Origin of the sequence: Anaeromassilibacillus sp. Marseille-P3371 (assembly GCF_900169665.1) — a bacterium.
Lineage (GTDB): Bacteria > Bacillota > Clostridia > Oscillospirales > Acutalibacteraceae > Anaeromassilibacillus.
In genome coordinates this window covers 1,466,143-1,488,197 of record NZ_LT835157.1, presented here as the reverse complement: position 1 = coordinate 1,488,197, position 22,055 = coordinate 1,466,143, and the positions used below count along the sequence as shown (strand labels likewise).

General features: G+C 53.4%; 31 protein-coding genes and 1 pseudogene. 30 read left to right on the top strand and 2 right to left on the bottom strand.

Annotated elements, in window-relative coordinates:
• The first annotated feature begins 2 nt into the window (after positions 1–2).
• From B9Y59_RS05490 to B9Y59_RS16755, 30 genes and pseudogenes are all read left to right on the top strand, one after another.
• The gene (locus B9Y59_RS05490; protein WP_242967258.1) at positions 3–740 is read left to right on the top strand and encodes a DKNYY domain-containing protein; all 738 of its coding nucleotides are present in this window, start codon (positions 3–5) and stop codon (positions 738–740) included.
• Between the two features lie 17 nt (positions 741–757).
• Positions 758–1,303 carry a hypothetical protein gene (locus tag B9Y59_RS05485; protein WP_085532254.1) on the top strand — a complete coding sequence of 182 codons (546 nt, stop codon included), beginning with the start codon at positions 758–760 and terminating at the stop codon, positions 1,301–1,303.
• A 12-nt stretch (positions 1,304–1,315) separates the two neighbouring features.
• Positions 1,316–1,603, top strand: a complete 288-nt coding sequence (locus B9Y59_RS05480) for a hypothetical protein (protein ID WP_054323103.1) — start codon at positions 1,316–1,318, stop codon at positions 1,601–1,603.
• Entirely contained in the window at positions 1,590–1,916 is a 327-nt protein-coding gene (locus B9Y59_RS05475; protein WP_085532252.1) for a DUF5713 family protein, read from the top strand. Before B9Y59_RS05480 ends, B9Y59_RS05475 begins: the two co-directional genes overlap by 14 nt.
• 216 nt (positions 1,917–2,132) lie before the next feature.
• Complete coding sequence (locus tag B9Y59_RS05465) at positions 2,133–2,366, top strand: hypothetical protein (protein WP_054323106.1); 234 nt, start codon at positions 2,133–2,135, stop codon at positions 2,364–2,366.
• An 18-nt stretch (positions 2,367–2,384) separates the two neighbouring features.
• Complete coding sequence (locus B9Y59_RS05460) at positions 2,385–3,866, top strand: hypothetical protein (RefSeq protein WP_085532248.1); 1,482 nt, start codon at positions 2,385–2,387, stop codon at positions 3,864–3,866.
• Positions 3,867–3,878: 12 nt separating this feature from the next.
• The gene (locus B9Y59_RS05455) at positions 3,879–4,124 is read left to right on the top strand and encodes a hypothetical protein (RefSeq protein WP_175055198.1); all 246 of its coding nucleotides are present in this window, start codon (positions 3,879–3,881) and stop codon (positions 4,122–4,124) included.
• 10 nt (positions 4,125–4,134) lie between these two features.
• A complete protein-coding gene (locus tag B9Y59_RS16405; RefSeq protein ID WP_256366514.1) occupies positions 4,135–4,266 on the top strand; it encodes a hypothetical protein in 132 nt (43 codons plus the stop codon).
• Positions 4,267–4,281: 15 nt separating this feature from the next.
• A pseudogene (locus B9Y59_RS05450) lies at positions 4,282–4,869 on the top strand (DKNYY domain-containing protein); the annotation flags it as partial.
• 18 nt (positions 4,870–4,887) lie between these two features.
• Positions 4,888–5,757, top strand: a complete 870-nt coding sequence (locus B9Y59_RS05445) for an NADAR family protein (RefSeq protein WP_085532244.1) — start codon at positions 4,888–4,890, stop codon at positions 5,755–5,757.
• Positions 5,745–6,203 (top strand): C-GCAxxG-C-C family protein, encoded by a 459-nt coding sequence (locus B9Y59_RS05440; RefSeq protein ID WP_242967257.1) that lies wholly within the window; start codon positions 5,745–5,747, stop codon positions 6,201–6,203. Before B9Y59_RS05445 ends, B9Y59_RS05440 begins: the two co-directional genes overlap by 13 nt.
• 15 nt (positions 6,204–6,218) lie before the next feature.
• On the top strand, positions 6,219–6,479 hold the full coding sequence (locus tag B9Y59_RS05435; RefSeq protein WP_085532242.1) for a hypothetical protein: 261 nt from the start codon (positions 6,219–6,221) through the stop codon (positions 6,477–6,479).
• A complete protein-coding gene (locus B9Y59_RS05430) occupies positions 6,443–6,778 on the top strand; it encodes a hypothetical protein (protein ID WP_085532240.1) in 336 nt (111 codons plus the stop codon). Before B9Y59_RS05435 ends, B9Y59_RS05430 begins: the two co-directional genes overlap by 37 nt.
• Positions 6,775–7,218 (top strand): immunity 51 family protein, encoded by a 444-nt coding sequence (locus B9Y59_RS05425; protein ID WP_085532238.1) that lies wholly within the window; start codon positions 6,775–6,777, stop codon positions 7,216–7,218. Before B9Y59_RS05430 ends, B9Y59_RS05425 begins: the two co-directional genes overlap by 4 nt.
• Positions 7,215–7,427, top strand: coding sequence for a hypothetical protein (locus B9Y59_RS05420; protein WP_143255244.1), 213 nt, complete (start codon positions 7,215–7,217; stop codon positions 7,425–7,427). The genes B9Y59_RS05425 and B9Y59_RS05420 overlap by 4 nt, the downstream gene beginning before the upstream one ends.
• A 1-nt stretch (position 7,428) precedes the next feature.
• On the top strand, positions 7,429–7,554 hold the full coding sequence (locus tag B9Y59_RS16400; protein WP_256366513.1) for a hypothetical protein: 126 nt from the start codon (positions 7,429–7,431) through the stop codon (positions 7,552–7,554).
• An 18-nt stretch (positions 7,555–7,572) separates the two neighbouring features.
• The gene (locus B9Y59_RS05415) at positions 7,573–7,767 is read left to right on the top strand and encodes a hypothetical protein (RefSeq protein WP_085532236.1); all 195 of its coding nucleotides are present in this window, start codon (positions 7,573–7,575) and stop codon (positions 7,765–7,767) included.
• A 37-nt stretch (positions 7,768–7,804) separates the two neighbouring features.
• A complete protein-coding gene (locus tag B9Y59_RS16145) occupies positions 7,805–7,954 on the top strand; it encodes a DUF6547 family protein (protein WP_242967256.1) in 150 nt (49 codons plus the stop codon).
• Positions 7,955–8,031: 77 nt separating this feature from the next.
• A complete protein-coding gene (locus tag B9Y59_RS16570; RefSeq protein ID WP_330395892.1) occupies positions 8,032–8,148 on the top strand; it encodes a DUF6547 family protein in 117 nt (38 codons plus the stop codon).
• 15 nt (positions 8,149–8,163) lie between these two features.
• Positions 8,164–13,782, top strand: coding sequence for an immunity protein Imm33 domain-containing protein (locus tag B9Y59_RS05405; RefSeq protein WP_085532234.1), 5,619 nt, complete (start codon positions 8,164–8,166; stop codon positions 13,780–13,782).
• Between the two features lie 15 nt (positions 13,783–13,797).
• A complete protein-coding gene (locus B9Y59_RS05400; RefSeq protein ID WP_085532232.1) occupies positions 13,798–14,661 on the top strand; it encodes a CbrC family protein in 864 nt (287 codons plus the stop codon).
• An 11-nt stretch (positions 14,662–14,672) separates the two neighbouring features.
• Positions 14,673–14,990, top strand: a complete 318-nt coding sequence (locus B9Y59_RS05395; protein WP_085532230.1) for a hypothetical protein — start codon at positions 14,673–14,675, stop codon at positions 14,988–14,990.
• A 67-nt stretch (positions 14,991–15,057) separates the two neighbouring features.
• A complete protein-coding gene (locus B9Y59_RS05390; RefSeq protein WP_242967255.1) occupies positions 15,058–15,294 on the top strand; it encodes an Imm32 family immunity protein in 237 nt (78 codons plus the stop codon).
• Positions 15,291–16,403 carry a hypothetical protein gene (locus B9Y59_RS05385; protein ID WP_085532228.1) on the top strand — a complete coding sequence of 371 codons (1,113 nt, stop codon included), beginning with the start codon at positions 15,291–15,293 and terminating at the stop codon, positions 16,401–16,403. Before B9Y59_RS05390 ends, B9Y59_RS05385 begins: the two co-directional genes overlap by 4 nt.
• Before the next feature lie 16 nt (positions 16,404–16,419).
• On the top strand, positions 16,420–16,851 hold the full coding sequence (locus B9Y59_RS05380) for a hypothetical protein (RefSeq protein WP_085532226.1): 432 nt from the start codon (positions 16,420–16,422) through the stop codon (positions 16,849–16,851).
• A gap of 29 nt (positions 16,852–16,880) precedes the next feature.
• Entirely contained in the window at positions 16,881–17,630 is a 750-nt protein-coding gene (locus tag B9Y59_RS05375) for an SMI1/KNR4 family protein (protein ID WP_085532224.1), read from the top strand.
• Entirely contained in the window at positions 17,620–18,219 is a 600-nt protein-coding gene (locus B9Y59_RS15670; RefSeq protein WP_158088954.1) for a hypothetical protein, read from the top strand. Before B9Y59_RS05375 ends, B9Y59_RS15670 begins: the two co-directional genes overlap by 11 nt.
• Before the next feature lie 103 nt (positions 18,220–18,322).
• A complete protein-coding gene (locus B9Y59_RS05365) occupies positions 18,323–18,661 on the top strand; it encodes a hypothetical protein (protein WP_242967254.1) in 339 nt (112 codons plus the stop codon).
• Between the two features lie 435 nt (positions 18,662–19,096).
• On the top strand, positions 19,097–19,336 hold the full coding sequence (locus B9Y59_RS05355) for a helix-turn-helix domain-containing protein (protein WP_054323123.1): 240 nt from the start codon (positions 19,097–19,099) through the stop codon (positions 19,334–19,336).
• Entirely contained in the window at positions 19,314–19,541 is a 228-nt protein-coding gene (locus B9Y59_RS16755) for a DUF6514 family protein (RefSeq protein ID WP_054323124.1), read from the top strand. Before B9Y59_RS05355 ends, B9Y59_RS16755 begins: the two co-directional genes overlap by 23 nt.
• A gap of 918 nt (positions 19,542–20,459) precedes the next feature.
• On the opposite strand, the gene B9Y59_RS05345 is transcribed toward B9Y59_RS16755, so the two are convergent.
• Positions 20,460–20,933 (bottom strand): RrF2 family transcriptional regulator, encoded by a 474-nt coding sequence (locus B9Y59_RS05345; protein WP_082402054.1) that lies wholly within the window; start codon positions 20,931–20,933, stop codon positions 20,460–20,462.
• A gap of 12 nt (positions 20,934–20,945) precedes the next feature.
• Positions 20,946–22,049 (bottom strand): RNA polymerase sigma factor RpoD, encoded by a 1,104-nt coding sequence (gene rpoD, locus B9Y59_RS05340; protein ID WP_085532220.1) that lies wholly within the window; start codon positions 22,047–22,049, stop codon positions 20,946–20,948.
• Positions 22,050–22,055: the final 6 nt, after the last annotated feature.

Below are 22,055 nucleotides of genomic sequence, written 5' to 3'. Positions count from 1 at the left end.
AAATGTTGCGCCCTATTACCAACACAGAGCCGGTGGACAACGAGTTCTTCCTTCGGGATGGAGCTGTTTATTTCTCCGGCCTGTATGAAAACGGCCTGCTCAAAGGTGTTGCGCCCAAAGACTTCTGCTGTTGGCATTACTGGGGCAGATCTTCTACGGCCTGCTTTCTGGGCGGTATCCGCCTGCGTGGGGCGGACCCCACATCTTTTCAGGTGTTAAACTTTGCCTACGCTATGGACAAAACGGCAGTCTACACCACCAGCGGGAGAATCCCTAATGTAGATCTGGCAGCCTTTCAGGTGCTAGACAATGGTCGGAACGAATCGGGCGCGCCCCAGGGCTATGCAAAGGACAGCCGGCAGATCTACTTCCACAATGGGGACGGTAGGGTGAAAATCGTCAAGGGTGCGGAAGTTCCCACATTCTGCTCCTTGGGCGATACCTTCTTTGCCAGAGATCATAAACGGATCTATGCCTATGGAAAGCAGCTTCCCAAGGCGGATCTGGCATTCTGGGAACTGCTTCGTCACTGGTATTCCAGGGACGCTAGGCGGGTGTACTACCTCAACCGGGAGATCAAGGGGGCTGATCGGGACAGTTTTGCGGTATGCACCCCGCTGAACGCTCCCCCGCTTTCCGACCATCTGGCCCGTGACAAAGACCATTTTTACCGGAACGATGAGAGGATAGAGGAACTGCTTTGGCTGGAATGGCTGCGCGAGATGACCCAACAACCGTAAAGGAAGGAAAAACAGCTATGGACTATTTGAAGATACTGCGTGAAGACCCTGATTTAGCGGATGAATTTGATTCTCTTTTTGACTTCTTCCTGCTGGATGAACTATCCCCACGGGATGACGCGGACGGCGGATGCACCTTTTCCCTGCCCGGCATGGCGTTTGCTAGAGATGGCTCCGGCGGGGAATACCATCTGTTGGAGGATGGCTCCATCGGCTATAACAGCAGTGAAGGTGAAACGGGCCGTCTGGCAGAGAATATGGACGAGCTCTTTTCTCTGCTTGTAAATTGTATCTGCTGGCAGGACTGCTGTGACGCAAAGCAGTATTTGGATTCCAAAACATTGGAGGAATATGGGCAGAAGCAGCGCGTTATCAACTTAGAAGATATTGATGTGGACATCTGGCGGCGGGTTGCCAATGTCTTGGGGATTTCTGTGGACAAGGAGCTGGCCCCTGTTCTGGAGCGGTTTCGCAAAGCAACACAGCGCCAGCCCCTGTATCAGTGTGTTTTCCATGAGGACGACGGAAGCCTGACCGAATCCTACGGCCTGATGTTTGAATAGAAAGGGAAGCAAGTGGATTTCTGTATTTGGCGCAATCAGATATTGCAAAATCCCCAGGACATTTCACCGCTGAAATTCGGAATGTCGCAGGGTGAGGTCATAGAGATCTTCGGTAAGCCTGATACCGTTTCCACGATGAGAAGCGGTGGGAAACCTTTGATCCTCAAATATAAAGACATTGAACTGCATTTCGATAGAAAAGCCCCTCATGGGCTCTACTTAATTTATAGTGACGATGAGATCGAGCTGGGCGTCACAACCGAGCACGAAGAAAGGAGCAAGCCCTATGAAAGTCTTTGACCCAGATTATAAACTGCTGGACGAGATGTACCAGGACGAATACTATCCAGATTTTTTGGTGGACAAGGTAAGGGATGAGCTCCAGAAGGTCATCGACCTGCTGAAGAGCGGCGAAACCGACACCGAAGCGGTGCAGGAAGCGCTGGACGAGGCGGTCTGCGGCATCAATGATCTCCAGGAGGAATTTGATGAGAACGACAGTGAGATCGAAACGGTGGCGCGGGAGTGCATCGCGGCAGATGTGGCCTACATTCTGGAGTGGTTTGGCATCCCCATTGACACCGAGGAGGCCATCCGGGAAAGAGACTGGTGAAACCCATGGCAGAAAAAGAATTGGTTGTTTGTGATGAGTGCGGCGGTCTGTTTTTCAGGGGCTCCTCACAGATGCTGGGGCTATGCCCGGAATGCGCCCATATTCTCTATGGCTACCCGAATTGTCCCCACCATTTCCAGAATGGCCGGTGTGTGAACTGCCATTGGGACGGCTCCGAAAGCGAGTATATCAAGTCGCTGAAAAGGGATCGAAATTATGGCTTGGGAATATGAAACCTTTAGCCCGGACGGTCAATGCAGATTGTTCGGGGTGAATATCTTTGACTATGATTGGAAAACCACCGGCAGGCAGGTAAAAGTCCAAGACCCTATCTATCACCAGAACCATATCTTTGAGGTCTGGCAGGTAGAGATCGATGGGCAGGTCTACCGCTTTGCCGCTGGAGAGTTCTCCAACTGCATATGGGGATTTTATCTGGAGAAGAATTGATGAGAGGAGCGTGAACCCATGAAAGCCAGCGCCGGAGAGGTCTATACGGTCTACAACAACTACCTGGAACGCTACACCGCCTGTCAGGTGGCCTACATTGCGCCGCCGGACACGGTGAGCAGCCAGTCCTGGGCGGTGATCCTCTCCCTGGACTGGGTAGGCGACGCCCCTCTGACAGCGGAGGAACTGCCTCGTCTCCGCCCGCTCTACAAGGACTTCATGTATTGGCCCCGTGCGCTCCATCTGCTGCGGGTGCCGGTGGAAGTCCCGCCCCAGTACACGCTGGTGGGCACTCTGCCGCCCTTCACCGACGAGTCCTGCCCCTCCTACGGCGGATGGAACGACGGCTATGACGTGTACCGCCAGATGATGTGGCAGGCCATCCCGGAGGAGCGGCGGCGGGCCTTCAAGGAGGCTGCGGGCAGCCGTGAGGAAGTGACCATCGGCGGCCAAATCGTGAAGAAGTGCAGCCATCGGGTGATGGACCAATACATCCCTTTTGGCTCGGCGCTGGAATTGGAGGTGCTGCCCTGCCTCTCGGACCTTATTTGTGAGCGGTGGCACCCGGATCTGCCGAAGTTTTTGCGGGGAAACCCCTTCATCCACGAACTGACCTTACTGAACCACGGCCAAAAAATACTTGATCTGCGGGGGACCAGCATTGGAAAGCTGATGCTGGATATGACCGGCCTTCGGGAACTGTGGCTGGGCGAGGAAGCGGAACAGCTCCTGTTCCAAAACAAGGGGCCGGACGCCTGCACCATCCACGCCCCCGGAGATGGCAGTAGGCTGACCCTTCAATTCATTGGAGAATACCGCCCTCACCCAGAGCTGCCGGGCCTGTGGGGACTGCACGGCATCCAACTGAAGGATTTTGACCTGTCCGGCCTTCCCGCTGCCCATCCCCGCCTGAAGGAGCTGCGGCTCTGGGGCGCGCCGGGAAACCTGCGAAACTTCTCTGCGGTGACTCAGTTCCGGGAACTGACAGACCTCTCCACCTATGACCTGTTCGGCTTTGGCGCGGGAGACATTCCCACCCCGGAGCAGATGCCGGCGCTTCGCTGGTTCTGGATGACCAGCCTGCTGGAGGACGCGGCAAAGGCGGCAAAGAAACTCTGGAAAAGCAAGCCGGGAATGGACCTGCGGATCACCAAGCCTCGAAAATCGGAGTGGCTGGCACAAAATCTGGACAATCCCTTTCGGGGCTGGGACGGCGCAGAGCAGATCCCCGCTGCCTCCGCGAAAAAAGCGGCCAGCCAATACCGCAAGACCCGCGCCTTGCTGATGAAGCTGGCCAATCAGCCAGGCGGGGACGCCCAGACCTGGGCGCTGGAGGCGGTAGCAGCTTATACCCAGACCTTTAACAAGATGGGCTTTATTGAAACCGAGGAGCGGGATGAGATCTACATGGCCCTGTGCGGGATTTTGGATGCCCTGCCAGAAAACACGCTCCAGAAGGATGTTCTGTTGGAAAAGTTTGAAGAACTTCGCGATTTTTGAGGAGGGGTGAGAATGGAACAAAGAGTTCTTTACAATGGCCAAGTTCTTACCCTGACACGGTTTTTGGGGACGGGAGAGCCCTGCCTGTGGATCACTGATCCTAAGCAAATCGGAATGCCAAAAATGGCGTTTGTGGGCGGATACCCAGATGAATACTGCATTTTTCTGAAAAATCTATCTGAAACAGAGTTGGCACAAATCACATCGCTGGACGGCGCTCCACTGGATGTGAAAAAAGAACTGAGTGACATCAAATGAGGTGAACACCATGAAGGAGCCTATCACAAGCCTGCTCCCCAAGCCGCCAAAGTATATCGATGTGGACTATCGGACTTTGCCTGACATCGACAACAACCCGCTGTTCTATGTTGAGGACACGCAGGAGATCCTGTGCTATTAGACGGACGGGAAAAAGGTCTACTGGCGGTTTTCCGAGGTGTCCGAGGATGTAGAGCATTTTGTATGGTTCAATGGACGATTTGCCAAGGACGGCAAGTACTGCTTTCTCCAAAATACAAAGCTGCGGAATGTGGATCATGCCTCTTTCACGGTGCTCAACAACTGCTACGCCAAGGACCATCAAAGTGTCTGGACAACCGGCGGCCGGTTTGAGCCGGAGGACATCGGCTCCTTCGTTGTCTGTGATGATGGAGTGAGACTGATTGAAAAGATCCAGACCATGATCGATGGTACACTGCGGCCCGTCCGGGTACAGATTCCCTATGGATATGCCAAGGACAGCAAAACCGTATACTATGAGAATTTCGCCGGTAAGATTAAGGTCTTGAAAAAGGCTGACCCTGCTACCTTCGTTTCCAAGAATGACGGCTATTTCGCATGGGATGCCAAGTCCATCTTCTGGAACGGTTATCTGCTGCAGGGAGTCGACCTGCAATCCTGGCACATCGTAGACGCGCAAAAGGCGCTCTCAAGGGATGCCAAGCACTTCTATATCCAGAACAAGCGAGTGACGGAAGATGAATGGAACCAGAAGCAGCTCTGACAGGAAAGGACAAACCCTATGGCACTACAAGATAAGAAAATGATGCCTCCCCCCTGGCTGGCACATCGGGAGATCGAGCGGTACTCCATTGGCTGGCGCATGGGCTATGGGGAGGATTACATAGTCCGATTTGGCCATTGGCTGGACACCCTCTCATCTGAGGAGCGGACGGAATACCGCTCCCTCTTTCCTGAGCCGGTGACCTGGAAAGGCTGGTGGGATAATGAGGACAGCGGCGAAGTGCTGGAGCATGGCAACTTCTGGGTGGATACGTGGCAGCCGGAGGGCAGGCCCAAGTACACCTGGCAGTGGCTCCAACAGGAGTTTGCTGCTGGGAGAAAGCGAGAACTGTGCCTGTTCTGGGGCCATCAGCCTGTCCAGGATGGCAGCATTACAAAAAGTTGCCTCAGCCAGTGGTGGATGGAGGATTTCTATTCCATCGCCGACTCCTATCTCTGTATAGAGCAGTATACGATGGCGGGCAAGGCGGAGCTGTTTGGCGATCAGAAGATCCGCAAGGAGATCCTGGCGTGCAGCGACCCTCAACAGATCAAGCCCCTGGGCCGTAAGGTGCGGGGCTTTGACCAGAAGGTGTGGGACAGGTTCAAATACGCCATTGTGCTCAGCGGAAACTGGTGCAAATTCAGCCAGAACCGTGATCTGCGGGAGTTCCTCCTCTCCACCGGGGACGGTGTGCTGGTGGAGGCCAGCCCCTATGACAGCATCTGGGGCATCCGGCTCTCGGCCAGCTCCCCCGAGGCCCAGGACCCGATGAAGTGGCGGGGACAAAACCTGCTGGGCTTTGCGCTGATGGAGGTACGGGACGAGCTGCGCCGGGTGACTGAGAATGAAATGCTGTGCGATTGGAGTATGGTATGGGGACAATGAAGCTCTATGAACTGGTCAACCACTATCACATCGGCACGGAACTGACCTGCGCCGAGGCGATGTTCATGGCCTGCAATGAATATTACCATCTGAACTTGTCCGAGGAGGCCCGGAAGATGTTCTCCGTCATGGGCCTTGGGATGCAGACGGAGCAGTCCTGCTGCGGCGCCTTCACCGTGGCGGTAGGGATCATCGGTCTGATGACCGCCAAAGAGGGGCAGACAGATGTGGACAATACGGATGGCTACCAGATGATTGCCGAATTGACGAGCTTTGTGCTGGGCTTCTACGGAACACTCCACTGCGTTGAGCTGCAAAGGTTGGAAATCATGGGCTATGAAAACCCCTGCCACGCCATTGTGGAGGCGCTGGCTAAGAAGCTGGAGGAGCTGCTGGCGGGCCGCAGCATCTTTCGCCCGGCAAATGCGGGACAGATCGGTTCATGAAAAGAGGAGATCTTTATGCAGCGGGACAGATATGAAAATCGAGATGCCTTCTATCGTGTTCTTCTGCCCGTTGCAGAAACAGGAGACCGTGAGGCCGCGGCCGCCTTTGCCTTTGATAACTATGCCAACATGCCAAAAGATGAGGAAGACCGGGAACTGATTTTGACCTTGATGGCGATGGACGCTGGCGAGGAGTTCTGGTACAACAAAGAGGAACTGAAAGCGTTCATTCAGGCCGCTTGGAAAAAAGAGAGCAAGTTGCCCCAAAACTCTTAGCAGATGAATTAGAAACGCTTCGCAACAGTATCTATCACGGAGAGCAGGAACTGATCTCCGCCCTGACACCGGAGCAGTTCTTTGCCCTGCTGTCTCATGACTATGACGCCGGTTTTGCAGCTGGCAAAGCCTCCGCACAGAAGGAGATCCTCTGCATGCTGGCTGCGGACGGGATGCTCGTTGAGAAGATCGCACTCCTGCTGCGGATGAAGATGGAAGCGGTGCGGGAGATCATGGCCACTAAGCGGGCCCACATTGAGAAATGTAGAAAGAGACTGGAACAGGAGGTGAAGCCATGAAAAAACTATGCCAATACGGAAATCGGCGGGATAACGAATGGGAGATCCTGCCCTGGATACCTGACCCGCGCCCGCCTTTCAAAATTTGGGTGAAGCCGGAGCAGATCGCGCCATTCTTTCTCATTCCCCACCACCCCTATGCGATCTCCCTTCTGCTGAAGATCAGTGACGGATTCCGGGCAGAAGAATTCTGCCGGTTGGGGCTGGTCGGAAGTAGTGGGGACTGGGAGCGGCTGGTCCGTGGCGTGATCCAGGAGTTCGAGGAAAACAACAGCGGTCGGGATCTGTTTCACTTCGACTCCGACAAGGATGTGTTCTGCGTGTACTCCCAATTCATCGACGACTTGATGATGCTGTCCAAGATGATCCGGGCGGCCTGTGCCGATGAAAAATCGATGCGGGCTTATCTGGATATGGCACATGGGAAGGAAAAACCGTGAACTTTACATTGTCTCGCGACAAACTGCTGATGCTGTGCGACCTGCTCCGCCGGCTGGAGGATGCTGAGGGCATCTTCCAAGACATGGCGGAACGGCAGGTATTCTGGCACATTCAGGCGCAGCTGGACAAGGAACTGGCGGAACCATTCCAAGCCGACTATCCAGCCATCCTCGAAGCAGCCCGCCGCGTTGTGAGGAAGAAGTATTGAGATGGAGTACATCAAGCTCTTTTGGGAGGACGCGCCGGAGGGAGAACCGCCGCTCATCCTCTATGAAGTGGATACAGAAAACGAGCGGCTGCTGATCCCCACGCTGGGGCAGATTTTTCCCGTCTAAGCCCCCCATCAATGGAGATTGCATAATGAATTTGATTTCTGTTTTGACAACTGGATTGGGAAAGAGGACTGGGAACGCTGGATGCACCTTGTCCGGGGCAGCTTGACGGGTATGACAGCAGAGGAATCAGCCTTCCTCCTCTCCATTCTGGGGTGGATTGAAACCGCGTTGACCCACACCGGCGTTATGGTTGTGGAAAGCAACTGTAAGTAAACCTTTCGCGCAAAATCAAGTGAATGGAGAAAAGAATATGAGCAAGGAACTTTATAAAGCGTTTATCGACAGCCTTGTGGAGTGGAGAGACAGTATGACCGCCCGGTGGATGAGGGGCGATGGTTTCCCCCAGACGGGTGACAATAAGGCCAAAAACGAACTTCTCGCAGCACTGACGCCGGAGTAGAAAGAAGTGCTGGCGGAGCTGCTCAGGACAAACATATTGCGGGTATTCACGATACCCTTGCGTATATCAATGAGATAATGGATCTGGAGGGGCTGGAGCTTCATCAGGACGGTGAATCCTATCCCAACAATTATTTTGAGAGCCTGCACTATGACTTCATCAGCTGTTGTGACGGTGTTGAGTGGCCGGAATAAAAGGAGTCGTGACAAATGTATATCAAAAAATACTGGGGCAACTTTATTGGAGGTTCCGATGACAGTTTGAATCTTGTGGCGTTTTTGGAAGACCAGAAGAAAGAGGAAATTTCCCTCAGCGAGATCTTTGCCAAGATTGGACTGGATAAACAAAACTGGGACTTTCACCAGACCGTGGAATATCTGGAATTCACTCACTCCAATGGCGTGGAGATGGACTTCCACTTCGCCATTGATGTGATCACCGATCTGGCCGCCATTCTGCTGGAGTGCAGCGTCAGCGGCAGTGTGAATCTCCATGATTTGGACGAGTATAGCACGCCCTCCCGCCGCATCCGCGTCACCGCCACGGCGGAGGAACACGATGCCATGGACAAGGCCCTGGCGGATTTCGCCCAAGATCCCCTGCCCTATGACCTCCATGAAATGATGGGCGACGAGGAGATCGAGGAGATGGCCCGGGATGTGGAGGCACTGCGAAAGGAGCTGTACAAGTCTGCCGGCCGCAATCGGGACTACCATGTGAAGGCGGAAAACATGAAGGATCTGCTCCCCGACTGGGAAGGGGCCGAAGGCTGCATCGCCACCAACCGCATCACGGTGGAGGGCTGCAAGGTGGGATACTGCTACCGGGAGGAACCGGACGGCGACTGGGACAGCGGCTGGCGCTTTACCGCCGCTGTCGAGAGCGACGAGTATATGGACGACCCCAACAACGCCGGGCTTTACAATCTCAACTCCATCTGCAACGACGATCCCGACATCATTCCGCTGCTGCATACACCCGCCCCCTGCGCCTTCGAGCGGGATGAGAATGGCGTGTTCCAGCAGATCAAAGACTGGAAGCTGGAACAGGACGAGGAGGAACCGGATATGGACATTTTGGAGCAGTGCCAAAAATGGCATGAGGAGGACAAGTACCAAAAAATCATTGATGCGCTGGAGGCCATTCCCGCCGAGGAGCGCACCCCTGAAATGGACAGCGAACTGGCCCGAGCCTATAACAACTGGGGGGCAATCCGCTCCAATCGGGATGTACTCAAAAAGGCCATCGCTCTGCTGGAGCTCCACGAGGAATACTTTGCGGGTGACCATTTCTGGAACTTCCGCATGGGCTATTCCTATTACCATCTGGATCAGGAGGGCCGCGCCGTGCGATACTTTGAAAAGGCGCTGGAAGCCCGCCCCGATGACGAGGATACCAAAGAATTGATTGATTCGTGCAAGAAAGGCATTGCCCTGCCGCAGTTTCATGAGTGCTTCCGGGAGCGGACGGAATCTGCGTGGGAGGATTTTGCCGAGCAGGAGGGCCAGCTGCGCCAGATCATGGACGCGGATGAGAACAACGAGCGAGGCAAGGAACTGATCCATCAGTGTGAGGAGATTTTAAACCAGGCATTTGACGAAATTTCCTTCGAGATGGGCTTCAATGGCGAAAAATATGAACTGATCCTCACCCCGGAGGGCGACAAGGTCAAGCTGTTCGAGCTGGTTTACTTCCAGAAACACGCTCCAAAGGAGGTGCTGGAGCACTGGAACATCCTGGTGGGCCGTCAGCCCTTCCAGAACATCGGTCTGCGGACCGACGATGGATGGGACATCTCCGGGGAGGATGTGCGGATCTGGCTGGAGGAGCAGGGCGAAAACAGCTTTGCCATCTCCGCCTACTGTGAAAAGCTGCTGCCCATGCTCCGGGAGGGGGAGGGCCGGGCCTGGTGGATGCTCACCACCCTCACCGACCAGGTGCTGGGCGAGATCCCGCATATGCGGTACATAGACAGTTTTGATGTGCTGGAGGAACCCAAGGCAGAGCCGTCCATCCCCATGTCCCAGCTACCAGACAAGTTGCGGGAAAAGGGTCTGGACCTGTCCACTAGCCCGGAGAGCTATCTGGCGAGTTATCTCGGTTATAAGCTGGAACCCAACGAGGACCCGGACGCCGACTGGCGGCTGGATACCATGGCGGGCTCCACCTGCTGTGCCCAGCTGATCAACGGCTATCTGAACGCGGACAACGACTTCACGGACGAGTTGCAGGCGGACGGCGCGGTGGCAGGCTTCTTCTGCTATCCCCTGGACACCCTGCGGGAGGAGGAAGGGACCCAGAAGATTTTCGACTTTCGGGACCAGCTGGAGGAGGCCCTCACCGCCGGGGACGGCCCGGAGGTGCTCACCCTCACCGGCGGGGCCACCGGCCTCTTCTATGGCTATGTGGACTTCATCGCCTGGGACATCCGGGCGGCGCTCAGAATTGCCAAGGAGTTCTTCGAGGACAGCGGCATCCCCTGGGCCAACTTCCACACCTTCCGCCGGGAGGCCGGCACGGTGGCTCTGAAAAATCTGCCCGAGGAGGAGTCGGACGACGAGGAGCAGGCCAACGAGTTGGAGGAGACGCTGACGGGTATGGATTACATCCTCTACACCCCGCAGAACGAGGAAGAATTCTTCCAACAGCTGGAGCAGTGGAACGACGAGGACGAGTACACCCGCTGCATTCAGGCATTGAACGCCATCCCGGAGGACTGGCGAAACTACCGCACCTCCTACGCCCTGGGACGGGCACTGGAGAACTACGCCATCCTGGGCGACCATCAGGAGGGGACCCCCTATTACAAAGGAGAAAAGGCCCTGCGGCGTGCCATCGAGGTGCTGGAGTCCGTCCGGGAGGAGGGCCAGGACAAGGCGGAGTGGAATATGCGGATGGCGTATGCCTATCAGTATCTCTATGAACAGGAGGAGAAAGCCGTCCCCTATGCCCAGCGGTGGGCGGAACTGGACCCGGAGAATGAAGATGCCCAGGGAGTGATCCGGGAGTGCCAGGAAGAGATTGCCAAGCGCGCCGGGGCGGCGGATGAGGACGAAAATGAGGCAGACCACACGGGCGTTTTTTCTGGCTTTGTCCTCCTGTCCAAGGGAGAATGGGACAAACAGCAGTTCATCCGGGACATGAAAGAAAAATGGGACATCGTTGTGGAGGAATACGACGCGAGCGAGGACAAGAGCGACGACGCCCTGGTGTTCGAGGTGGGCGACATGCTCGCCGCCGTCAGCTTGGCCTCCTACCCCATCCCTGGCGGCGAGGCCGAAACCAACGCGGAAAACAACTATATGTGGGAAGATGCGGTCAAGGTGGCCAAGGAGCACCGCGCCCATATCCTGGTGGCGGTACTGGGCAAGGAAGAAGATCTGTTGGAAAAGGGCAAACTCTATACCAAACTGGTGGCCGCCTGCTGCCGCCAGAAATATGCCACTGGCATCTATACCAGCGGCGTGGTGTTTGAGCCCCGCTTCTATGAGGGCTTTGCCGACATGATGAAGGAAGATGAGCTTCCCACCTTTAACTGGATCTGGTTCGGCCTCTGGCGAAATAAGAACGGCTTGAACGGCTACACATACGGCATGGATGCGTTCGGCAGGGATGAGATGGAGGTGCTGGGCACCGGCGCAGACCCCAACGACCTGCGGGACTTTTTGGCCAGCCTGGCGTCCTATGTGCTGGAGAATGATGTGGAACTCCACGACGGAGAGACCATCGGCTTCTCGGCAGATGATAAGCACGCCATTACCCGCAGCTCTGGCGTCGGCCTGCCGGAGGAGCAGATGACCCTAAAGATCTCCTGGGAGTCATCGGACGGCGACCCAGACGATGACGGCGAGGATGACTCAGACGGCGAAGAACCCCAGGATGAGGAATCAGGCGTTCCAGAGGTCTATACCGAGGAGGACATGGAGGCCATCGAGGGGCACATCCAGCAGTATTTCGGCAAGTTCGAGAATGTGTTCCATGAGTTGTCATCCCCGGACATCCATGTGGACATCTGCGTGGTGCCGCCCTCCAAGGAGCACGACTACTATACCCTGGTCACCATGGGCATGGGTGCTCACCGGATGAATGTACCGGAGGAACTGGCGGAATACAAACTGGAGCGGGCGGAGCTGGCCATCGCTCTGCCGAAGGACTGGAAGCTGAAGTATGAGGATCTGAAGAACGAGCGGTGGTACTGGCCCATCCGCCTGCTGAAGGTTCTGGCCCGTCTGCCCATTGTCAGCGATACCTGGCTTGGCTTTGGCCATACTATGGACAATGAGGAAGACTTTGCAAAAGGCACAAAGCTCTGCGCTGCCATTCTGACCGGCCCCCAGGATACGGAGGACGGCAGTGAGGTCTGCGTACTGCCAGGCGGCGAGGAGGTCAACTTCTATCAGGTGATTCCCCTCTACCGGGACGAATTGGAATATAAGATGGCCCATGACGCAGACGCCTTGCTGGACAAAATGGACGGCATTAGCTTTGTTACATACAATACCCGTCCCAACGCCATTACCATGGGCACGATCGGCAGCGTTGAGGACGACGGTGTTATGGAAATGGACGATGCCGATTGGCACCTGGAAACTATTCAGGAAAAGAACCTGCCGGTGGATGAGCTCAACGCCTATAACCACTTGACCATTTACCTGCGTTGGTGCATGGAGCATGACCTGATGGGCGAAGATTTCCTTGCGGAGTACGGAGAGGTAGTAGAAAAGGTCAAGGCTGATCCTGCCAGCGTGGACCTGCGGGAGTTTATCCGAGATGAACTGGACGGGCAGCTGGCCGGCCCGATGTTCAACAAGATTGGTCGAGCCTTTGCCTCCTACTACTATGGGGAGGCGAACAGCCCCTATTTCCTCAGCGACATCGACGATTACGCCATTGGTGTCATTGGGCAGGAGCGCAATTACTCCGACGAGATCCAGGACGAGGCGTACCTATTCATCCCCTTTGACGAGGACTACTATCAGGCCATGGCAGAGGTGATCGAAGAACGCTTTATCAACTGGCAAGGACAGGATTTTGACGAGGACACGCTGGAGCCTTCAGATCTGGCCAAGGCCATGATGGAGTATCTGGACTGTGAATGCACCTATTTCCCCTCTATGAAGGACGATGACCCCATCATGGCAGCTTACAGCTATGCCAAGCGGGACAGCGCCCAGGAAGGCTTTGTGCCGGTGCTCATCAAGGCAGATGACGAAGTCCTGTGGGAATGCCTTATTATGAATTCCGATCCGGACAATGACGGCGCGGACGACTATACCTTTGACCCGGACAAGGTGGCGGTATACCGGAAGAAGATGTTGTCCGCCCCCATCTGGGACGGGAAGGCAGTCCTGGAGGAACTGATCGGTCAGCGCAAGGAAGAAGCCGAGGATGACGATATGGACTGGGTGGAGGAGATCCTGGGCGAGATGGAGGGCGGCGATGACAATGACCGCTTCTCCAGCTACTGGGATGATGATACTGAGATGACCTATCCCCTCATCCTGGCCAAGATCCCGGTGAAGAACCCCTGGGAGATCTTCGCATACCTGCCCTTCGGAAACTGGAACGAGTGCCCCGGCACGGAGGAGCTGATGGCGGCGGCAAAATACTGGTTCGAGCGGTACGGCGCGGTGCCTGCCGCCATGAGCCATGATGAGTTGGAGTTCCTGCTCCCGGCTCCTGTTCCCGAAGAGAAGGCCATGGATGCGGCGGTGGAATTGTACGGCTTCTGCCCTGATGTGATCGATCAGGGGCCGGAAGATGCCACCGTGGGCGCTCTGGCCGACGTGCTGCGGCAGTCCACTGTTTGGTATCTCTGGTGGGATTGATGGGAGGCTGCGCAGATGAATGAATATTTGAAGAGATATATCGAACTGAAAAAGCAGTTTCAAGAAACGGAAGGAAATTCGAACAGTGTCCGCGCCCTCTACGACTTCAAGGAGAAACTGGAGCAGAATGAGGATAAGCAGGCCAAGGAAGTGCTGGTGGATGTGTATGATCTGCTGGACTTTAAGAAGGATGCCTACGAGCTTCTCTGCCAAATCGGAGATCGCTCCGATAAAAAGACCCTCAAGCGGCTGGGCACACTGAAGGACTATGCGGAAAACTGGGGCAACCACTACGCCCTCCCCAAACCCAAAACGCCGGAGGAAAAGCAGCGCGAGAAGGAGCGGCGGGTCCAGCTGGGCCTGCCCGCCTTCCGATATCACCCGGACCCTCTGGATACCGGCGCTTTTAAGCAGTCCGAGGAGGGCGTTGTCTGCTACTGCTGCGGCAAGACAACTCATATTTTCTATACCAGTCCATTCTTTTCTGTGGAGGAAATTGCGTATCTGTGCCCGGTGTGTATCGCCAGCGGTGAGGCGGCCCGGAAGTATGGCGTCAGCTTTCAGGACGATTACTCCGTGGACGACGGTGTAGACGATCCGGAGAAACTGGATGAGCTCCTCCACCGCACCCCCGGCTACTCCGGCTGGCAGCAGGAATACTGGCGCGCCCACTGCGGCGACTACTGCGCCTTTCTGGGCTATGTAGGGGCCAGAGAGCTGCGGGCACTGGGTGTGTTGGAGGAGGTACTGAACGATCCCATGTGGGACGATGAGCAGAAGAAAATGATTCAGGAATCTGTCAATGGCGGGCATCTGCAATGCTATCTGTTCCAGTGCCTCCACTGCGGAAGGCACCTGGTCTGGATGGATTTTGATTGAGGAGTTTTCCTATGACCGCACAGTTATATCTTCAAAAAGCAGAAATGCAATTAGCAAGAGGACTGGAAGAAAAGGCTCTGGAAAGCCTGTTGGCGGCTCTTGCCTGCCAGGATGAGGATACCGTCAGCAAAGCCCAAGCCCACTGCCTTTTGGGTGAATACTGGCTTGTCCATCAGCAATATGTCCAGGCACAGGAACAGTTCGGCTGGATCTCCGACCATGCGGAGCAGCTGAAGCAGAACTATGACGACCTGCTCAATGAGGAGATCCGGGAAGCTGAGGTACTGCTGAGAATTATGCGGAGATTTCGACTGAGTTCGGAACAATGACTGGAGAACAGGTGAGATACAAGCGATGAAAACCAAAACACTGACCATTCAACTGAATGATGAATAGTTGCCTATCCTCCCAGCGGAACCGGGTGCTCATCTCACCTTCACCATCCATGATAGCAGTAATGAGTTAGAGCTGACGGGCAACCGAGCCGGGCTGCTCCTGCTGGCGAAAGCCGTTTTGGGTATGGCGGAAACCATTCGTGAGGATGGATTCCACATCCATCTGGACGACCTATACGGCATCAACGCCGAGGGAAAGAGCATCCTGATCCGAAGGGAGGAACAGTCAAAGCCATGATCGAAAAAACCTTTATCAACCCCGCCACGAACAAACAGTGGCGAATTGAAATAGATGATCAAACCATCCGAACCTGCTTGAATGGCGGGAAGGTCAAGGAGATCCTGTGCGACTCCGCCTTTCAGGTCAAAAGCAAGGCGGCCAGCGCCATGATGGGCCAAATGCGGAAAGGATTTGTCTATCAGAATCTGGACGCCGCCGTTGGAGAAGCGCGGTGTCACCGGTTTGTCGGAAAGGACAGCAACGGCTTCATGCCACTGGCTACTGCCCTCACACGGGATGACTTCTTCCTGACGAGGGTGGCCGGCGATTTTGAGGACGAGATCCTCTATCACTTCGATGGCAACGGGGGACCCCTCGAAACGGTTTCCCTGGGCGCCAAGAGAATGACTTATGAGCAGATTCTCTGCCCCAATGATACCCTGCTGCTGAACAACAGCTATCTTCTCCAGCAGTTCTCTCTCCGCACCCATGAGATTACGCCCTTTGCCAACAAGAAAAACAGCATGAAGACGATGCTGGATCAGAGCGGCGACCTGGCTCTGTGGTACACGGGCGAGGAGATCGTCGTCTTTGACTTTGGAAGCAACACTGAGGTATGGCGGGAAGCCGTGAAATGCAGGAAGTCGAAAGACCCGAATTTTGCCTATTATTGCTTTGGGATGCTCTCTCCCCGGCAGAGCAAAGCGGCATACCACGTCACCGAAGGCGAGTATGTGCTGGTTGATCTGAAGTCCGCCCAAAAAGTAGTGATCCCCAATGAGGGCTGGCATCCCTTCTTCTCCCCAGATGACCAGTGCTTCTCTGTGGGTGGCAAGTTCTATCTGACCCAGACCGGAGAGGAAATGGCCAATCCCTTCCCGTTTTCTGTCCAGCAGGGACTGAGCTTTTCGGATACCTGCATGGTGCGGACAAGGGGCTGCCTGATGGCCATTCAGCAGGAGCGGGGCAGCTCACCCATAGAGCTGTGGGATACCAGCAGCGGCCAGCTGTTGGCCTCCATTGACGATCCCTTTGTGGTGCGGCAGACGAATTTTGCCTTTACGGGGTGCGGACTTGTCCTGCACACTGATTATGGGGCCATGAGCATCTATTCCTGCGCTCTCTGAAACAGAGGAATGGACTATGGATCATGATAGAAAAGAGCTTTTGGCACAGAAAAAAGTGCAGCTCAAGATACAGCAGAAAAGAGCAGAGATACTGCAATACAAAGACCATCTCACGAAAAGCGTCGAACATTTTTCCAGAAAATACAGGTATGCGGATGAATCGGAATTGGCCAAACTCGAAACCTTCATCTCAAAACTTGATTTTGAACAGCCGGGGCAACTGGCAATCAAAGAAGTTTGCCCATATCCCCACAGGAATGTCTACTTGTGCTTTTTGATGGGAACAGCCGCCTTATTTCAGATTTATATATTTGGAAAATATGCTGACATCATGGGCGATCATGATGAATGGGAAGTTTTCAGTCCGTACCTGTTACTTGTGGATGAGGATTTTATTCATTACACTTACATCAACGATGATAGCGAAGTCATGGAATCACAAGTATAGTGACGGCTGGGAAAGAGAGTGTCGCACCTATGAACAAAGAAACATTGACAGCAAAACTCCTGGACTTGGCCGAGGGGCGAGAGACTCCCGAAAGCTGGCGGGGCTGGTGGGACAAACATGAGTCGGAACTGGAGCCCCTGCTCAATCGGGGAGAATTTCTGAAATTGAAGCCCTGCCAGCATGGTTTCCAGTGGGTTCCGGTACTTACCAGCCAAAAGGGAGCCATCGCCATTCTGGAAAAGAGCGGCACAGCATTTGAGGCCAGCAATCTCTACCAGGAGCGGTATCTGGTGGAGCTGGACGCTTTCTGTGAGGAGCAAAAGCGAGTGCAGCGGGAAAAGCAAAAGGAATTCAAGGCCAACCACCCGGAGTTATTTTGCCGATACCCCAAGTTCTCCAAGGCGTTGTCAAAGGTGCTTGACCCATCTGATGCGATCAAGCTCACCGCCACTGAGGAGCAGATCGCAGATCAAGAAAGAGTGCTGGACTTCACACTTCCGGCCCAAGCGCGGAAGTTTTTCCTGCTGACCGCGGGCATCCATGTATCCACAGGTGTGATCCTTTCCCTTTCTGGGATGTTTGATCTGACCATTCATGGAGAGCGGTATTGCGTACTGGGCGAGTTCTGGAAGGAAGCGGACGGCGACCAGCTCCTGCTCCACCCCGGTGAGGAAACCATCTGGTACTACGCCCATGAGCAGGACAAGCTAAAGCGCCTTTGCGATGATATGACAGAACTGCTGGAGAAGAAACTGGCGAGGTATCTCAATGAGCACTGAAAATATCGCCTATGAAAAACGCTATTGGGACTGGCGTGCGCAGTATGATACCATGTTTGCACCGGAGAACCGATTCCCTCAGCAAGACGAGCAGTTCCCGCTGGTGGACGGATATTCCGTCCGTTCCAAAGCCTACTTTTATAACGGCGATCTTCACCTGAACGGCAGTGAGAGCGAACTTCTGGACAAGGCGGGCAAGGTGCGATATGCTTGGCGTAATCTGGACACGGATGGTGAATTCTGCTCCATGTTTCGCCACCGCAGTGGAAAGCACTATCTGATCTTCCGCACAGAACTGTATGGATACAGCGTTCTGGAGGTAGAGAGTGGACAGGAACTGCACTATGTCCCAGCTTGTGTCTACCCGGAGGCGGGGCAGAAAGCCGAGGAAGTGTTCATCTGGACCAGCGCCGACTACGACCTTGGCTCTGACCTGCTGGCTGTCACCGGCTGTATCTGGGCCTGCCCCTGCTCCACCATTGTGCTGGACTTTTCCAGCCCTCTCCAGCCCCACCCCCCGGAGGGTTGGCTGGATGTGCGGCGCGTCATTGACCCGGACAATACCCGGTTCAAAAGCAGATGGCCATGATACGCTCAGAACTGCAGCGGGCCAGAGCCGAGAACACCAAGGCCAATAAGGAATATGAATCCCTCAAGGCTGAAGTGCTGAAGGCAATCCAGGGAAAAGCGCCTTGCCGCAAGATGTGCTGACTGAGATGCTGGAGAATACCCGACAGAAGGTGCTATCCACCAATGAACGCATTACGACCCTCCATGCGGAGCGGAATGATGGAAACTCTAAGATCGAGGAGATGAAGGCCAAGTTCAACCGGATCGTGTCCTGGTCCAAGATTTTTGATGAAAGTCCGATGGAGGTCAAGAAAATGATCTGCGGCTACATCATCAAAAAGGTTTCGGTGTTCCGGGACTATAAGGTCAAGTTTGAATTCAACATCAATGTGGAACAGTTTCTGAACGGCATCGACGGCATCGACGAATGCGATACCTATGAGTTGTCGATGGCGCAATAAGCTCTCACCCTTGCCGCAATCACGGCGAGGGATGCATATCGTAAAGGTATGTCCAGCTAACAACATATACCCTCCGCGCTAAAATCGATTTATCTGGACACATTTGCTTGGGAGCGGTTGATTATATGCCGCTCAAACCTTTTCCCGAGCCATCAGGGGTGCATACCTGATGGTTCGGGAGAGCGCTACACTGGTAGTGTAGAGGCCAGCGGTTCGATCCCGCTATGCTCCACCAATTTTAAAAGAGGATTGCGAGTTGCAATCCTCTTTTCTTTTTTCCTTCGATCATCCTTTCTCGGTTATCAATCGCCCATGGCTCCTTCTGCATATTTTATAAAATACTGTTATAATTTATGGCATCTTTGATAATGTGAATGATTATTCGTCGTTTTTTCATGAATATTGGAATATTCTTCTTTTCGAGGAGGAATATTCATGTCTCTTAAAAAACGTTTTTCCTATGATATTTTTCACGCCCGTACGGACGTCCGTAGATTGACACAACAACAGACTGCTGATGCTGTTTTTATCTCGTTATACGAATATCAAAAGATCGAAAAAGGAGACAGATTGCCCGGTATAGAAACATTTCTTCGCCTTGTCTACTTCTTTGACTTGGATATCAAAGATTACAAGGAGGAAATGATCGCTCATGTTCCGGTACGTTCCCTTTGAAGAGTCTCTTTTTTCTCCATCCATAGGTGTTTATCATTCTTTTGGAATTGCTATTCTTCAGTTCGTCAAACACGGATGGAAACAAATCGACTCCATATCGGATGTCTCAACAGATTACAATTTTGTGGCCAAACTAGCACAGCGTTGTACAAGGGGGCAATTACATCCCGTACACCTGATCGATGTGATTCAAGATTCTATCTGAGCATTTCAGCATGTTTGCTCACAGTTTTCTGTGGGCTTTTTTGTGTTGCCCTTATAGCCTCTCTATAAAAATTTTCTGTATAGCAGCTAAAAGACTGATAAGGTGGGACGTCATTGCCAGACGCAATCTTGTACCAAACTGGTTCTGATATGATTCTACTATCCCATTCCCTAAATTTTCCTACTTAACTCATGCGGTGGCATTCCACCAGTCTCTGCCTGTACTCCCTGAAAGACAAAAAGACATCTGTGTAAGGAGCAAAATCGGGCAGAAAATTGGCAGCCATATGATTTCACGTTGTAATTGAGCTGCAAGTCGAAGTCACGAAAGCTGACATCTACTTAAGGATGCGTTTCCATTTTAATTAATAAATAATTTATATGCTATTTCAAAGCTGTGGCTGTCTGATCTATGGGTTCAGAGTGCATTGTAACTTGATGACAGACTGTGATCTGCACCAAATTCGTTTTTGGTTGGATATAAGACACCTACAATTCACAATTAAAAACCGGGACAAGATCTTGGTTGCGACCAAATCTTGCCCCGGTTTTTGTGCTTATCTTAAATTTTCTCGGCTGCATTTAGAACTCGGAACGATCAAGTTCCGTACCACTCCATTTTCACTGGATTACACTCTTTTCAGTTTCTTCATACAGAACACAATCTCGACTTCTATCAAAAAACGTCTCTCTTTAAAGTACAGTATATCCTGTCCAGCCAGTGCTCCAAAAATCGTTCCATGCCACGCAACCGTAAGAATTCAGCGGTTTCATCACACCCAACCCGCCGCTGGACGATAGCACACATAGCAAGATAAACCGTTGAATGAGCCCGCCCGTGCTTTTATCTGTATGAAAATAAGTAGGTGCGCCCCATTCGATTTCCACATGTTTCCATGAACACTCTTATCAATACACCTTATTCCCCACCATTTTTTCTCTTGGAATCCTTGGATGTATGTATGGATTCCTTTGAAAACTTTCGGGAATGCAAACGATCAAACCCAGAGACATCAGCAAATGTATAGGAATCCAGCTTTTCCCGTACGATTTTGGAAATTTCAGAATAGATCTCATGAAACCGGCAACTCGCTGTATGCGTACAGGAATATTCTCTTTGCTGGCAACGGCTGATTACATAAGGGCCTTCTACCGATTCGATTACCTGACGCAATGTGATTTCCCCCGGCGGATGTGCCAGCAGGTATCCCCCGCGCGCCCCTTTGTAAGAGATCATAATATCATCTGCAACCAATTTTCGTAAAATTTTCAAAGCAAAGCGCAGGGGCACATGCGTTTCTTCGGCGATTGTACGCGCATCCACCTTCTGGTCGGCCGACGCAAGAAACTCTACAATCCGCACCGCATAATCCGCCTCCAAAGTCATGTGCATGATTCTTCACTCCTAGTCCAAAAAGTCCTTCAGCTTTTTGCTGCGGCTCGGATGGCGGAGTTTGCGCAGTGCTTTTGCTTCAATTTGGCGGATACGTTCACGGGTCACGTTGAACTCCTTACCCACTTCTTCCAAAGTGCGCGAACGGCCATCCTCCAAGCCAAAACGTAGACTGAGCACCTTCTCCTCACGGGGAGTCAACGTATCCAGTACATCGGCAAGCTGCTCTTTCAAAAGCGTATGGGAGGCCGCATCCTGTGGAGCAGGCGCGTCGTCGTCAGGAATGAAATCCCCCAGATGGCTGTCCTCTTCTTCACCGATCGGCGTCTCCAAAGAAACCGGTTCCTGCGCCACCCGCATAATCTCCCGCACCTTATCCACCGGCATGTCCAACTCCGCAGAGATTTCTTCTGCACTCGGTTCATGGCCGTTCGTGTGCAATAACTGGCTGGAAACCTTTTTTACCTTATTGATGGTTTCCACCATATGAACCGGGATTCGGATCGTCCTTGCCTGGTCTGCAATGGCGCGTGTAATCGCCTGCCGAATCCACCAGGTCGCATAGGTTGAAAATTTAAATCCCTTCGTATAATCAAACTTCTCGACTGCTTTGATAAGGCCCAGATTTCCCTCTTGAATCAGATCCAAAAATTGCATTCCACGCCCCAAATAACGCTTCGCAATGCTGACAACCAGACGCAGGTTCGCCTCCGAAAGACGCTTTTTAGCCGCCTCGTCGCCGTCTTTGATTCGAATCGCAAGGTCAATTTCTTCTTCTGGAGAAAGCAGCGGCACACGGCCAATTTCCTTGAGATACACTTTGACCGGATCGTCGATCGCAATGCCCTCCGTGCTTAGGCTGGACTCCAAATTCTCATCGGAGACGGCCTCTGCGGCAAAATCGATGTCGTCCAAGGGAGCGTCTGCAAAATCTTCAATGATCTCAACGCCCTGCGCTTCCAACGTATCATAGAACTTTTCGATCTGCTCTGGCTCAAAGTCCAGCTCTCCAAGAGCATCGAGAATCTCTTTTGTCGAGAGCTGCCCTTTCGCCTTCCCTTGTTCAATCAATTCTCGAATGACCGTTTTTTTGTCCGGTGTTGCTCCAGTTCCCATTGTACA

What these genes read in the sequence shown, in the direction of transcription:
- B9Y59_RS16755 (WP_054323124.1), top strand. Translation starts at nt 19,314, where the DNA reads ATGTTCCGGTACGTTCCCTTTGAAGAGTCTCTTTTTTCTCCATCCATA.
- B9Y59_RS05345 (WP_082402054.1), bottom strand. Translation starts at nt 20,933, where the DNA reads ATGCACATGACTTTGGAGGCGGATTATGCGGTGCGGATTGTAGAGTTT.
- B9Y59_RS05445 (WP_085532244.1), top strand. Translation starts at nt 4,888, where the DNA reads ATGGCACTACAAGATAAGAAAATGATGCCTCCCCCCTGGCTGGCACAT.
- B9Y59_RS05425 (WP_085532238.1), top strand. Translation starts at nt 6,775, where the DNA reads ATGAAAAAACTATGCCAATACGGAAATCGGCGGGATAACGAATGGGAG.
- B9Y59_RS05460 (WP_085532248.1), top strand. Translation starts at nt 2,385, where the DNA reads ATGAAAGCCAGCGCCGGAGAGGTCTATACGGTCTACAACAACTACCTG.
- B9Y59_RS05400 (WP_085532232.1), top strand. Translation starts at nt 13,798, where the DNA reads ATGAATGAATATTTGAAGAGATATATCGAACTGAAAAAGCAGTTTCAA.
- B9Y59_RS05465 (WP_054323106.1), top strand. Translation starts at nt 2,133, where the DNA reads ATGGCTTGGGAATATGAAACCTTTAGCCCGGACGGTCAATGCAGATTG.
- rpoD (WP_085532220.1), bottom strand. Translation starts at nt 22,049, where the DNA reads ATGGGAACTGGAGCAACACCGGACAAAAAAACGGTCATTCGAGAATTG.
- B9Y59_RS05475 (WP_085532252.1), top strand. Translation starts at nt 1,590, where the DNA reads ATGAAAGTCTTTGACCCAGATTATAAACTGCTGGACGAGATGTACCAG.
- B9Y59_RS16570 (WP_330395892.1), top strand. Translation starts at nt 8,032, where the DNA reads ATGGATCTGGAGGGGCTGGAGCTTCATCAGGACGGTGAATCCTATCCC.
- B9Y59_RS05440 (WP_242967257.1), top strand. Translation starts at nt 5,745, where the DNA reads ATGGGGACAATGAAGCTCTATGAACTGGTCAACCACTATCACATCGGC.
- B9Y59_RS16405 (WP_256366514.1), top strand. Translation starts at nt 4,135, where the DNA reads ATGAAGGAGCCTATCACAAGCCTGCTCCCCAAGCCGCCAAAGTATATC.
- B9Y59_RS05405 (WP_085532234.1), top strand. Translation starts at nt 8,164, where the DNA reads ATGTATATCAAAAAATACTGGGGCAACTTTATTGGAGGTTCCGATGAC.
- B9Y59_RS05395 (WP_085532230.1), top strand. Translation starts at nt 14,673, where the DNA reads ATGACCGCACAGTTATATCTTCAAAAAGCAGAAATGCAATTAGCAAGA.
- B9Y59_RS15670 (WP_158088954.1), top strand. Translation starts at nt 17,620, where the DNA reads ATGAGCACTGAAAATATCGCCTATGAAAAACGCTATTGGGACTGGCGT.
- B9Y59_RS05435 (WP_085532242.1), top strand. Translation starts at nt 6,219, where the DNA reads ATGCAGCGGGACAGATATGAAAATCGAGATGCCTTCTATCGTGTTCTT.
- B9Y59_RS05490 (WP_242967258.1), top strand. Translation starts at nt 3, where the DNA reads ATGTTGCGCCCTATTACCAACACAGAGCCGGTGGACAACGAGTTCTTC.
- B9Y59_RS05375 (WP_085532224.1), top strand. Translation starts at nt 16,881, where the DNA reads ATGAACAAAGAAACATTGACAGCAAAACTCCTGGACTTGGCCGAGGGG.
- B9Y59_RS05485 (WP_085532254.1), top strand. Translation starts at nt 758, where the DNA reads ATGGACTATTTGAAGATACTGCGTGAAGACCCTGATTTAGCGGATGAA.
- B9Y59_RS05380 (WP_085532226.1), top strand. Translation starts at nt 16,420, where the DNA reads ATGGATCATGATAGAAAAGAGCTTTTGGCACAGAAAAAAGTGCAGCTC.
- B9Y59_RS16145 (WP_242967256.1), top strand. Translation starts at nt 7,805, where the DNA reads ATGAGCAAGGAACTTTATAAAGCGTTTATCGACAGCCTTGTGGAGTGG.
- B9Y59_RS05355 (WP_054323123.1), top strand. Translation starts at nt 19,097, where the DNA reads ATGTCTCTTAAAAAACGTTTTTCCTATGATATTTTTCACGCCCGTACG.
- B9Y59_RS05385 (WP_085532228.1), top strand. Translation starts at nt 15,291, where the DNA reads ATGATCGAAAAAACCTTTATCAACCCCGCCACGAACAAACAGTGGCGA.
- B9Y59_RS16400 (WP_256366513.1), top strand. Translation starts at nt 7,429, where the DNA reads ATGGAGTACATCAAGCTCTTTTGGGAGGACGCGCCGGAGGGAGAACCG.
- B9Y59_RS05455 (WP_175055198.1), top strand. Translation starts at nt 3,879, where the DNA reads ATGGAACAAAGAGTTCTTTACAATGGCCAAGTTCTTACCCTGACACGG.